This is a genomic window from Brevibacterium sp. (assembly GCF_022712115.1).
Taxonomy (GTDB): Bacteria; Actinomycetota; Actinomycetes; order Actinomycetales; family Brevibacteriaceae; genus Brevibacterium; species Brevibacterium salitolerans.
Genome location: NZ_JALAHB010000034.1, coordinates 1 through 10,975, shown reverse-complemented (window position 1 = coordinate 10,975; position 10,975 = coordinate 1). Strand labels below are relative to the sequence as shown.

Sequence of the window (10,975 nt, the reverse complement as noted above, 5' to 3'; positions counted from 1 at the left end):
GGTCGGTGAAGAACCGTCGGTAGGCCTCCAGGGCACTGGTCGAGGAGACGATGTGGCGGTAGGCGTCGTGGAAGAGCTCGACGGCCTGACCGTGGCCGAGGGCGTCGGCGGCACGGGCGGGATTCCTGACGACTTCGAGCATCTGGGCCGGGGCTGCGTTCATCGAGCCCGCGAGGACGTCGCAGACGACACCGGTCGCGCCCTCGGGCAGACGGTCCGGCGCTGCGTCACGTTCTGCCCGGGTCCGCAGATCGAACACGGTGCGGATGCCGCGCTTCTGCAGTTCTGCGGCATCCGCGTCCGTGAGTGTGTCGAGGGCGACGGTCTGTACAGGACTCCGGTGCGCACCGTCGCCCCCGAGGAGGTGGTGTACCCGCCGATGTCACGCAGGTTCGGCAGAGACGCCAGCGGGATGCATGTGCCCGGTCCGGTGGTCGTGGTCTCGTGTGTCACGGATGTCCTCTCCTCATTGTCCGGCCGCTGCGGGTGTCGCAGACCTTTGTGGACCATCGGGTGCTCCGGCGCCGTGCAGCAGTATCGCCGGCACGTCGTTCTCCCTGCTCGGTTCTCCCTGCTCAGGCCGTGATGTTGGCGCTGTCGCCGCCGGTCGCGGCGAAGCTCGTGCCCGAGACCATGCGGGCCTCCTCGGAGGCGAGGAAGACCACCAGCGGAGCCACGTCCTCGGGCTCGACCCAGGGCACGCCCAGGGGGAGCTTGGCCCGCTGAGCGCCGGTGGCGGTCTGCTCGTCCTTCTCGACGTCGCCGGTGGGCTCGTGGCCGCCGGTGCGGATGATCTGGGCGTAGCGGTCCTCGTGCCGGGTGAGTGCCGTGTTGATCAGCCCGGGGATGACGGCGTTCACCGTGATGTTGTGCTTGCCCAGGTCGAGGGCGGCGGACTTCATCAGCCCGAGCAGTCCCCACTTGGAAGCCGAATAGCCCGCGCCGTCGAGGGTGCCGTGCTGGCCCTGTGTGGAGGAGGTGACGATGATCCGGCCGCCGCCCCGCTCGATGAGCAGCGGGGCCGCGGTGCGCAGCACGTTGGCCGTGCCGGTGAGGTTGACGTCGATCTGGTCGTCCCAGAGTTCGTCGCTCATCTCCAGGATCGAGCCGAAGCCCTGGATGCCGGCGTTGGCGAACACCACGTCGACGCCCCCGAACCGGTCCACCACCTGTGCGAATCCGGCCTTCACCGCGGCCCGGTCGCGTTGGTCGAAGATCACCGGCAGCCATTCGGCACCGGCCTCCTGCACGAGGCGTCCGGTCTCGTCGAGATCCTCCGGTGTGGCCGGTGCGTAGTCCATCGCCGCGCTGGTCGGTGCGGCGATGTCCGCCCCAGCGATCCTGTATCCCGCTCGCGCGAACGCGACCGCCGTGGCCCGACCGATCCCGCGGGCTGCGCCGGTGACGACCACCACGCGCTCATCGTTCTTCTCGCTCATGCTCTTCTCCTTCTCGTTCATCATGCGGGCCTTCAGTCGAAGAGCCGGCGGAATAGGTTCGTCTCGGCCAGGTCGATCAGCTCCTCGCCCCGGCCCGACAGCACTGTGCGCAGTGCGTAGAGCGTGAATCCCTTCGCCTGCGCAGCGGAGATCGTCGGTGGGATGGACAGCTCCTGCCGGGCGGTGACCACGTCGATCAGCGCGGGACCGTCGTGGGCGAACGCGGCCGTGAGCGCGTCCTCGAGCACCTGTTGGTGCGCACCCTCGGTTCCCATGCGGTTCCTTCGGTTCTGCGGAGATGATGGATCTCGAGATCGGCCCGATGCGTCGATCCACCCTTCATACTGGCAGTAACCAGCGTTCAGGTCCAGAGCGTCGGCCGGCCTGGCTTAGGGTTTCCATATGGTACGAAGACCGCTCAACGACGAGGAGCTCCTGGACATCTCCCTGCGCTGCGCCGAGGTCATCCATGAGTACGACGGCAATGCGCCGACCTCCGCCCTGGTGGCGGCCTCGGGCCTTTCCGAGCGGACGTTCTTCCGCTACTTCCCCACCAAGGCCGAGAGCATCAGGCCGTTCCTGGACGCCGGCAGCCGCCGTTTCTCCGCCGTTCTCACTCAGCACCTCTCGCGCTCCGCCGCGTCCGTGTTCGATGCCGTCGTCACGGCCCTTCCGGAGGCGTTCGCCGGTGTGCGCACGCCCTGGACGCACCATCTCATGCAGCTCGTGCTCACCGTGCCCGCGCTGCGGCGTGTGTGGCTGGAGTCCAACGAGGACCTGGTTGACATGCTCCTGCCCACGCTCGCCCGGGCGCTGGGCCTCTCTCCGGACAGCGCGGAAGCGCGCATGGCGGCCGACCAGGCGGCTCTGCTCGCCGAGTCCTCCGTCAGGCGAATGGTGTATCTGGACGAGGACCGCCACCAGGCCGTCGCGAAGGTCGCCGCCGCCTTCCGGAGTGCGCCTCTCTCACGCAGGCCGCAGTCGCACGCGAGCTGACCGCCGTGCCTGCGGGTGCCCGGAGGCGGTGTCCGCGCGCGTGGGCCGTTCTGCCGCCGGATGCCTATCGGCGTCTCCTGGGCCGCTCACCGGGCTCCGTCCGGGGCGTGCTGTTTCCGAGTCAGCCGTGATTCAATGGATGCCCGGCGAAGGAGGCACGATGTCCGATCGGTTCAGTGTGGGCGACCACGTGACGTGGAACTCGGAAGCAGGCCGCATCTCCGGCACGGTGACGAAGGTGCATACGCGGGACTTCGACTACAAGGGTCACACCCGCCGAGCGTCGGAGGACGACCCGCAGTACGAGATCAAGAGCGACAAGACCGATCACATCGCGGCTCACAAGGGGAGTGCTCTGAGCCTGCTCGATGAGTGAGCCGTTCTGCGGGCACAGCCCGAGGCGAACACCACGGCGCGATCAGTGTGAGTGGAGTGGGAGAGAGGCTGCAGCGGTGTCCGTGACACTTGTGGGGTCGCTAGGCTCGCGCGTATGACCGACTACCTCGGCCCGCATTGGGAGAGTGCCGCACTGGTCGTCATCGACGTCCAGAACGACTTCCTCGAAGGCGGAGCGGCCCCTGTTGCCGGGACGCGCGAGGTGCTGCCGGCTCTCGCGGAGACCACCGCCGCGTTCCGTCGCTCCGGCAGGCCTATTGCACACATCGTGCGCTTCTACCAGCCGGGCGGCTGCGATGTCGACCTGCCGCGCCGTGCAGCGGTCGAGGCTGGCCGGCGGATCGTCGTCCCAGGCTCTCCGGGGTCGCAGATCCCCTCTGTCCTGCTGCCCGCTGAAGTCGCTCTGGACAGTGAGAAGCTGCTCGCCGGCGCTCCGCAGACACTCACCGGTTCCGGCGGGGAAGTCGTGTTCTTCAAACCCTGCTGGAGCGCATTTCACCGCACAGGGCTGGAGTCGTGGCTGCAGGAGACCGGTTGTGACACCGTGGTCGTCGCCGGCTGCAATCTGCCCAACTGTCCCCGGGCAACCCTGTTCGACGCCAGCGAACGAGACTTCCGCACCGTGCTCGTGACCGACGCCGTCTCACAGGTCACCCCTGAACGCCTCGTCGATCTGGAGGGCATCGGCGTACAGCTGCGCGAGTCGGCTCAGGTGGTGGATGCGCTGAGCCGCAGCTGAGGTCGTGAACCGGCCTGGGGGTGTGGGGACGCGCTGCCGGGGTCGCACGCACGGTGCATCCGCGCATCGGGTGCCCCCGGTCGGACTTGAACCGACGACCAAAGGATTATGAGTCCTCTGCTCTGACCAGCTGAGCTACAGGGGCCCGGCTCCGGAGTCGCATTGTCGCTGGTCCGGCGCCTCGCCTATAGTACAATAAAGCTCGTGCTCACCTCGGCACGGATCGTAGGGGAAGACGTATCCGGGTAGAGGAGGCACCAAATGGATATGGCTCAGGGCGTACTCTTCGTCCACTCAGCACCTCGTGCGCTGTGCCCTCACATCGAATGGGCGGCGGGCGGGGCGATCGGCGCGCACGCGAAGTTCGACTGGACTCCGCAGCCTGCCGCTCCGGGCATGTACCGGGCGGAGATCTGCTGGAAGGCTCCGGCCGGTTCCGGCGCGCGGATCGCCTCTGCCCTCCGCGGATGGGACGGGCTCCGCTACGAGGTCACGGAGGAGCCCAGCGAGGGCGTGGACGGCGGCCGTTGGAGCCACACGCCGGATCTGGGCATCTACCATGCCGTGACGGACGCGCACGGCAACATCGTCGTGCCCGAGGACGTCATCCGCTCCGTCATGGAGCGCACTGCGGGAGACCCGCACGGCCTCACCGCGCAGATGGAGCGCGTGCTCGGCCAGGCCTGGGACGAGGAGCTCGAGCCTTTCCGCTACGCAGGCGACGGCGCCCCGGTCCGCTGGCTCACCAAGGTCAGCTGAGCGGTCCGGTCACCGGAGCCGGGCGTGGCCGGTCGATCGCCCTGTGCGACGGCCGGAGCGCCCGGCTCGGCCTGTCGCCCCCGTCGCGTCACCTCCGGTCCCGCCCCGCTGTGCCCGGCCCCTCGTGCCGGCGCTAGTGTGAGAGCGAGAATCTGCCGCGACCGAGGAGCCGACGATGACCGACCTGACCTGGCTGAGCACCCGTGAGCTCGCCTCCCGCCTCCGCACCGGTGAGGTGTCCGCACGGGAGGCGCTCGAGGCGCACCTGGACCGCATCGATGCGGTCAACCCGGCCCTCAACGCCGTCGTCACCCTCGACGCGGACACCGCTCGCGCCCAGGCCTCGGCGGCGGACGAGGCGTACGCCCGCGGCGAGCGGCTGGGCCTGCTCCACGGCGTCCCCATGACGCACAAGGACACCCACGACACCCGTGGCATGCGCACCACACTGGGATCCCCGGTCTTCGCGGACAGGGTGCCCGAGTCGGACGACCTCCTCATCAGCCGGCTGCGCGCCGCCGGTGTCATCACGACCGGCAAGACCAACGTGCCGGAGTTCGCCGCCGGCTCGCACACCTTCAACCCGGTCTTCGGCACCACTGTCAATCCCTATGACACCTCGCGGACCTCGGGCGGCTCGTCCGGCGGGGTCTCCGCGGCGATCGCCGCCGGCATCCAGGCCTCCGGCGACGGCTCGGACATGGGCGGTTCGCTGCGCACCCCGGGGTCCTTCACCAACACGGTGGGACTGCGGCCCTCGAACGGCCGCATCCCGCATGCTCTGCCGGGCCGCCCGTGGGCCTGGCTCGGCCAGCAGGGCTTCATGGCCCGCGAGGTCGCGGATGTCGCTCTGCTCATGCAGGCCGGAGCGGGTCCCGCCGCCGGGGCGCCGCAGTCGCTCCGCGAGACCGGTGAGGTCTTCGACCGGCCGGAGTTCGCCCGCGACGGCGAGGGTGAGGGCCTGCGCGGTCTGCGCGTGGGCTTCTCGGCGGACCTGGACGGACGGCTCCGGGTGGAGAGGCCCGTGCGCGCCGTCGTCGAGGCCTCCCGCAGCGTCTTCGAGTCCGCCGGCGCTCATGTGGACGAGGCAGTGCCTGACCTCGACGACGCGGACGAGGTGTTCCGCGTGCAGCGCGCCTACGACTTCGCCTGCAACAACGGGCCGGTGCTGAAGGAGCACCGTGACCAGATGAAGGACTTCGTCATCTGGAACACGGAGATGGGGCTCGGCCTCACGGTGGAGGAGCTCATCGGTGCCGAGGCCGGCCGTGGTCGCCTGCTCGCCGCCACCGAGGCCTTCTTCGCCGAGCACGACCTGCTGGTCACGACCACCAGCCAGGTCCTGCCCTTCGATGCGGGCATCGAGTACCCCACGGAGATCGAGGGCACCGCGCTGCACACCTATCTCGACTGGATGCGGGCGGCGACCCTCATCTCCGCCACCGGCTGCCCCGCCGTCACAGTGCCGGCGGGCTTCACCCCGCCGCTGCCCGGCGCACCCACCGGACTGCCGGTGGGCATCCAGCTAGTCGCAGCTCCCGGGAAGGACGTGGAGCTCCTCCTCGCCGCCAAGGCCTTCGAGGAGCTCACCGGCCACCACCGCGTCCGCCCGCAGCTCTGATGCCGGAGGGCCATTCCGTCCATCGGATCGCAAACCGCTTCACGGCCGTCTTCGCGGAGGCGCAGGTGGCGGTCTCGTCCCCGCAGGGGCGCTTCTCGCAGGGGGCGGAGCTGCTGGACGGCCGGGAGATGACGGCCTGCCGCGCGGTGGGCAAGCAGATGTTCGCGGAGTTCGACGGGGAGCTCACCCTGCGCGTCCACCTGGGGCTCTACGGGGCCTGGGACCTCTGGGAGCGGGCGGGAGCGCTCGCAGACGGTGCTGCGGACGGCGTCTCGGCGTCCTCCATGGGCGCACCCCGGCGCACCGGGACGGAGAGCCGGACCGCCGCCCGCGGCACCCGTGTGGGTGAGAGCGACACGGAGCTGCGCGGTGCTCCTGAAGCGTGGCCGCCGCCACCGGTGGGGGCCGTGCGTGCACGTCTGCTCACCGGCTCGGTCTGCGCGGATCTGCGCGGGCCCACCGTGTGCGAGGTGCTCACGCCGGAGGAGACCGCCGCGCGTCTGCTCAGGCTGGGTCCTGATCCGCTGGTGGACGGCCGTGCCGCAGGCAGGCGCCGGTTCCTCGCGAAGGCGAGCCGGAAGCGCACGGCGGTGGGTGCCGTGCTCATGGACCAGGAGGTCATCGCGGGGATCGGCAACATCTACCGTGCGGAGCTGCTCTTCCGCGCGCGGGTGAACCCCTACACCTCCACGGCGTCGCTGGGGGAGGAGACACTCGCAGCGCTCTGGGACGACTGGTGCCGGCTCCTGCCGCTCGGTGTGGAGACCGGGGTGATCCTCACCCGCACGGAACTGCGCGGACGGCGGCGGGAACGTGCGCTGGCGGAGCCGGAGCACCGGCACTGGGTGTACGGAAGGCGGGGACAGCCCTGTCTGGTCTGCGGCGCCCCCGTGAGCCTGGCGGAGATGCAGGGGCGCAAGCTGTACTGGTGCGCGCAGTGCCAGGCCGCATGACGGAGCGCGCGCCTCAGTGCAGGGTGCGGATCCGGGTGAAGACCGAACGGGCGGCGTCCACGCAGGCATAGCGCTCTGTGGTGACGTGCACGTCGTACTCCGTGCGCCCGTCGGGCCCGGGGCTGAAACGGCGCTTGCCCACCGTGAGTCCGGACCAGTCCGGGCCGATCACGATGACGCAGAACTCCGCCTGCAGCGGGTCCGAGGTGTCGATCTGACCGCCGCGCGCCGCCGGCACCGGTGGAGTGTCGAAGCCGGCGGAGAGCATGACCGTGTAGCCCACGGAGTCCGCGACGCTCTCGAACCGGGCGAGGGTCTCCGGGCTCAGCTCCTCCGCGTCCGCGAACACGCTGATGACCACGGCGGACTCGCCGGCGGCGAGGCTCCGCTCCGCCAGCGAGTGCAGCTGCGCCGTGAGCATCTCCCCGTCCATCACCAGCGGGTCGCGCTCCCTGCCCTGGGCGATGGTGAAGGGCGTGCCCTGCGCCAGCTGGTTGCGGGTGTGGTGGTCGGCGAGCACATCCGTCTCGCCGGGATCTGCGGCCTCGGGCTCCTGCGAGGGCTCTCCGAACCAGGGCCCGGTGCCGAACCGTGCGCCGAGCGCCTCCGCCTTGAGCAGGTCCTCCTCCGTGGTCACCCCGTCGGCCACGAGGATCGCGTCGGTGCGTTCGACGTGCGCCTGCAGCAGGCGGATGAGCTCCGCGAGGTGGACGTGGTCCTCGATCGCGAGGACGGAGGGCCGGAGCATGACGACGGAGGGATTCACGAGCGGCAGGAAGGAGGTGGTGCGGAGATCGTCGCCGATCTCCGCCATGCCGATGCCCCACCCCAGCGTGCGGGCCTGGCGCACCGAGCGCAGGGTCATGGCCGGTGCCTGTGCGATCCGGTCCGGGTGCAGCTGGAGGATGGCGGAGCGGTCCGGCTCCGCGGTCCGGTCCTCGACGGTGCCGAGCGCCTGCGGCTCCGCCGTCATGAAGAGGCGATTAGTGCGCGGCAGCCGGAGCTGTTCGGCCTCGCGGAGCGCGAGGGAGCGCAGCGAGGCGTCGAGGTCCGCCACGTGCTCCGACTCCCGCACGGCACGGCGGAAGGCGGTGAAGTGCGCGGGCTCCGGCGGCACCCCGGCGACCCCGTGATACACCCGATGGCCGATCACGGTGTCGCTCTGCAGGTCGACGACCGGACTGAAGTGCGTCGCGACGAGACCGCCGCGGACCAGCTGCTCGAGGGTGTGCTCGGACCCCGGCGTCGCCGCCGGACCGCTACCGTGTGAGGCCTCCACGCGCTGTTCTCCCTTTCGGTCGCCTGCAGGCCGATTGTCTCATGGCGGCCTTTCAGGAATCGCGCCGCCCCCTCGCCCTCCGACTGCGTGCGAGGTCTGCGACGGCGACCGCTCCCGCGACGGCGATGACGACGGCGATGACGCCCAGGCCGGTGGCGAATGCGACCTCCCAGCCGGCCGCCGCGACGGTGGCGAAGACGATCCCGGTGATCATCGCGATGCCGATCGAGGTGCCCACGCGCTGACCGGTCTGGAGCACTCCGCCGGCGGAACCGGCGTAGCGCAGCGGCACCTCGGCGAGGGTGAGCGTCTGATTGGGGCCGACCACGAAGGCCTGACCGGCTCCCAGGATCGCAAGCGTGCCCAGCAGCCACCATTCGCTCAGGCTCGTCGAGTAGTGGAGGAGCACCGCGGCGCCGGAGAGGACCAGCCCGGCGAGTGCGAGCAGGATCCCCCAGAGGACCATCACCCTGCCCACGCGGGTGACGTGGCGGCCGGCGATGGGGGAGAGGACGGCGCTGACCACGGCCGAGGGCAGGCCGATCATGCCGGCGGCGAGGGCGGAGTGGCCGAGGCCCTGCTGCATCCAGAGCGCGAGGACCACCCAGATGCTCGTCATGCCGAGGAAGTAGACGGTGATGATGACGGCGCCGTTGGCGAAGCTGCGGGTCCGGAACAGCGTGAGGTCCACCATGGGCTCCCTGCCCGTGCGCGCGAAGCGGCGCTCCCACCACACCCAGATGAGCACGAAGACCGCACCGAGGCCCAGTGCCGCCCAGATGATGGGTCCCACCTCGCGCTCCACGAAGGGCAGCATGACCAGGAGGATGCCCGCGCTCAGCAGGACGACGCCCACGGGGTCGAGATCGGCGAGCCTGCGGCGGTCAGGTGCCGGGCTTCCGGCACCCTCACCGGCCGCACCTGTGGCACCGGCCGCGCCGGTGGCGACGGTGCCCGAGGCGGGTCTCCAGGCGCTGCCCGGCAGCCAGAGGAACGCCCCCACGAGACCGAGGATCACGAAGGGGACGTTGATGAGGAAGGCGGACCGCCAGCCCCATTCGTCCCCGAGTACCGCGACGAGGACGCCTCCCAGCACGGGACCCACGGCCACGGAGACGCCGATCACGCCGCCGAAGAGTCCGAACGCCTGGCCGCGCTGCGCGCCCCGGAAGTACTGCTGGATGAGCCCGGTGACCTGCGGGTTGAGGAAGCCGGAGCCCAGCCCCATGAGGACGCGGGAGAGGTTGAGCCACAGCGCGTCCGTGGAGAACCCCGCACACAGGGAGCCGAGACCGAACATGAGCAGACCGATGACGAAGAGCCGGCCCCGGCCGAAGATGTCGCCGGCCCGGCCCGCGGCCACGAGCACCACGCCGAAGGCCAGCGCGTAACCGGAGAGGATCCACTGGAGCGCGGCGGGGCTCGCACTGATGGACGACTCGATGGCCGGGATGACCACGTTGACGATGGAGACGCTCAGCAGGGAGAGGAAGGCGACGACGAAGGAGACCAGCAGGATCTTCTTCTGCTCGGAGGTGAAGCCGGTGGAGGAGGCGTCCGGTGCGGGTTCGGGGGAGGTGCTGGAGTGGGAGGTCACCCCTGCAGTTCTACTCCTGGCGCGGAGGAAGGGCAATCGCAGGGGTGCGGCAGCCTCCTGGCCGGGCCGCTCCGCGCCGCATCTGCACCTGTGGCTAGGCTTTCGCGAGTATCCGTGGGCCGCCTGGGCGCCCTGCGCCTTGCCCGGCGCTGTGGTTATCCTGAGCAGCATGCGGGCAGATTCGAATGGGGCGGATGGCGCGGGGCGGTTCGCTCCCTCGCCCAGCGGCGATCTCCACATCGGCAATGTGCGCACCGGGATCCTCGCCTATCTGTGGGCGCGGCGCACCGGTCGCCGCTTCCTCTGGCGCAACGAGGACCTGGACCGGGTGCGAGCGGGGGCTGCCGAACGACAGCGGGAGCAGTTCCTGGCCCTGGGCGTGCGGATCGACGGCGAGGTGGTGGATCAGTCGCGGCGCACGGCGGCATATGCCGCGGCCTGTGAGCGGCTGCGGGAAGGCGGTCTGGTCTACGAGTGCTACTGCTCGCGGAAGGACATCCTCGCCGCACCCTCTGCTCCTCATGCACCTCCCGGCGCCTACCCGGGCACCTGCCGCGACCTCGGCGAACAGCAGCGGACCGAGGCCCGGGCCCGCCTCGCGGCGCAGGGACGGACGCCCGCGCTGAGGCTGCGCTCCGACGGCGCGCAGTACCACGTCGACGACGTGGTACTGGGAGCGGTCTCCGCGCACGTGGACGATCTGGTGCTGCGCCGCGGTGACGGGGTGTGGGCCTACAACCTCGCCGTGGTCGTGGACGATGCGGCGATGGGCATAGACCAGGTGGTGCGCGGGGACGACCTCGCCTCGTCCGCACCCCGTCAGGCCTACCTCGCCGGCCTGCTGGATCTGCCCGTGCCGCAGTACGTGCACGTCCCGCTGGTACTGGGCCCCACGGGGCAGCGGCTGGCCAAGCGGGATGGTGCCGTCACCCTCGAGCAGCTCGCGGGGACGGGGTTCGACCTGTGGGCGTGGATGGGGGAGTCGCTGGGGTTCGGGCCCTGGACGGGTCTGGATGAAGCGCTGGAGTCCTTCGACCCGGCGCGCATGCGGCATGAGCCCACGGTGTTCGACCCGAGTACTGGTCGGTAGGAATGTGAACGGGCGGACCGGGTGCGGCGGCGCTCGGCGATTCGAGCGCTCGGCCGGCAGAACGGTGACGAGAAGGGCCCCCTCCAGAGGACGGGGCCCGTCAGCG

The 10,975-nt window shown here is 70.5% G+C and carries 12 protein-coding genes, 1 tRNA gene and 1 pseudogene; 7 read left to right on the top strand and 7 right to left on the bottom strand.

From position 1 onward, the window contains the following. The 4 genes and pseudogenes from Q0A33_RS16545 to Q0A33_RS01670 form a co-directional block, all read right to left on the bottom strand. On the bottom strand, positions 1-259 hold a 259-nt coding region (locus Q0A33_RS16545; protein ID WP_363316521.1), incomplete at its 3' end, for a tyrosine-protein phosphatase. Then, a complete protein-coding gene (locus Q0A33_RS01680; protein WP_363316520.1) occupies positions 160-510 on the bottom strand; it encodes a tyrosine-protein phosphatase in 351 nt (116 codons plus the stop codon). The genes Q0A33_RS16545 and Q0A33_RS01680, both read right to left, overlap by 100 nt. 65 nt (positions 511-575) lie before the next feature. Beyond that, positions 576-1,439, bottom strand: a complete 864-nt coding sequence (locus Q0A33_RS01675; protein WP_291792162.1) for an SDR family NAD(P)-dependent oxidoreductase — start codon at positions 1,437-1,439, stop codon at positions 576-578. Positions 1,440-1,471: 32 nt separating this feature from the next. After that, positions 1,472-1,684, bottom strand: a pseudogene (locus Q0A33_RS01670) (ubiquinone-dependent pyruvate dehydrogenase); the annotation flags it as partial. Between the two features lie 157 nt (positions 1,685-1,841). Here Q0A33_RS01670 and Q0A33_RS01665 point away from each other — a divergent pair. The 3 genes from Q0A33_RS01665 to Q0A33_RS01655 all read left to right on the top strand — a co-directional run bounded on the left by Q0A33_RS01665 (position 1,842) and on the right by Q0A33_RS01655 (position 3,570). Beyond that, positions 1,842-2,435, top strand: a complete 594-nt coding sequence (locus Q0A33_RS01665; protein ID WP_291792160.1) for a hypothetical protein — start codon at positions 1,842-1,844, stop codon at positions 2,433-2,435. Positions 2,436-2,595: 160 nt separating this feature from the next. Beyond that, a complete protein-coding gene (locus tag Q0A33_RS01660) occupies positions 2,596-2,811 on the top strand; it encodes a DUF2945 domain-containing protein (RefSeq protein WP_291792157.1) in 216 nt (71 codons plus the stop codon). A gap of 114 nt (positions 2,812-2,925) precedes the next feature. Then, positions 2,926-3,570: an isochorismatase family cysteine hydrolase gene (locus Q0A33_RS01655; protein ID WP_291792156.1), complete on the top strand. Its 645-nt coding sequence runs from the start codon at positions 2,926-2,928 to the stop codon at positions 3,568-3,570. Between the two features lie 71 nt (positions 3,571-3,641). Here Q0A33_RS01655 and Q0A33_RS01650 read toward each other — a convergent pair. Beyond that, positions 3,642-3,715, bottom strand: a tRNA-Ile gene (locus tag Q0A33_RS01650). A gap of 122 nt (positions 3,716-3,837) precedes the next feature. Between Q0A33_RS01650 and Q0A33_RS01645 the strand changes: the two genes are divergently transcribed. From Q0A33_RS01645 to Q0A33_RS01635, 3 genes are all read left to right on the top strand, one after another. Then, positions 3,838-4,329, top strand: coding sequence for a DUF3145 domain-containing protein (locus Q0A33_RS01645; RefSeq protein ID WP_291792165.1), 492 nt, complete (start codon positions 3,838-3,840; stop codon positions 4,327-4,329). Between the two features lie 175 nt (positions 4,330-4,504). Beyond that, positions 4,505-5,950, top strand: coding sequence for an amidase family protein (locus tag Q0A33_RS01640; protein WP_291792153.1), 1,446 nt, complete (start codon positions 4,505-4,507; stop codon positions 5,948-5,950). After that, complete coding sequence (locus tag Q0A33_RS01635; RefSeq protein ID WP_291792150.1) at positions 5,950-6,903, top strand: DNA-formamidopyrimidine glycosylase family protein; 954 nt, start codon at positions 5,950-5,952, stop codon at positions 6,901-6,903. The genes Q0A33_RS01640 and Q0A33_RS01635 overlap by 1 nt, the downstream gene beginning before the upstream one ends. Positions 6,904-6,916: 13 nt before the next feature. Here Q0A33_RS01635 and Q0A33_RS01630 read toward each other — a convergent pair whose 3' ends face one another. Beyond that, a complete protein-coding gene (locus Q0A33_RS01630; protein ID WP_291792147.1) occupies positions 6,917-8,182 on the bottom strand; it encodes an EAL domain-containing protein in 1,266 nt (421 codons plus the stop codon). A gap of 52 nt (positions 8,183-8,234) precedes the next feature. Then, positions 8,235-9,779 (bottom strand): MFS transporter, encoded by a 1,545-nt coding sequence (locus Q0A33_RS01625; protein WP_291792144.1) that lies wholly within the window; start codon positions 9,777-9,779, stop codon positions 8,235-8,237. Positions 9,780-9,948: 169 nt separating this feature from the next. On the opposite strand from Q0A33_RS01625, the gene gluQRS reads away from it, so the two are divergent. After that, positions 9,949-10,869, top strand: coding sequence for a tRNA glutamyl-Q(34) synthetase GluQRS (gene gluQRS / locus Q0A33_RS01620; protein ID WP_291792141.1), 921 nt, complete (start codon positions 9,949-9,951; stop codon positions 10,867-10,869). The last annotated feature ends 106 nt before the right edge of the window (positions 10,870-10,975 follow it).

Bases quoted from the DNA above. Each gene is read 5' to 3' on its own strand.
- Q0A33_RS01680 (WP_363316520.1), bottom strand. From the start codon at position 510: ATGGTCCACAAAGGTCTGCGACACCCGCAGCGGCCGGACAATGAGGAG.
- Q0A33_RS01675 (WP_291792162.1), bottom strand. From the start codon at position 1,439: ATGAGCGAGAAGAACGATGAGCGCGTGGTGGTCGTCACCGGCGCAGCC.
- Q0A33_RS01665 (WP_291792160.1), top strand. From the start codon at position 1,842: ATGGTACGAAGACCGCTCAACGACGAGGAGCTCCTGGACATCTCCCTG.
- Q0A33_RS01660 (WP_291792157.1), top strand. From the start codon at position 2,596: ATGTCCGATCGGTTCAGTGTGGGCGACCACGTGACGTGGAACTCGGAA.
- Q0A33_RS01655 (WP_291792156.1), top strand. From the start codon at position 2,926: ATGACCGACTACCTCGGCCCGCATTGGGAGAGTGCCGCACTGGTCGTC.
- Q0A33_RS01645 (WP_291792165.1), top strand. From the start codon at position 3,838: ATGGCTCAGGGCGTACTCTTCGTCCACTCAGCACCTCGTGCGCTGTGC.
- Q0A33_RS01640 (WP_291792153.1), top strand. From the start codon at position 4,505: ATGACCGACCTGACCTGGCTGAGCACCCGTGAGCTCGCCTCCCGCCTC.
- Q0A33_RS01635 (WP_291792150.1), top strand. From the start codon at position 5,950: ATGCCGGAGGGCCATTCCGTCCATCGGATCGCAAACCGCTTCACGGCC.
- gluQRS (WP_291792141.1), top strand. From the start codon at position 9,949: ATGCGGGCAGATTCGAATGGGGCGGATGGCGCGGGGCGGTTCGCTCCC.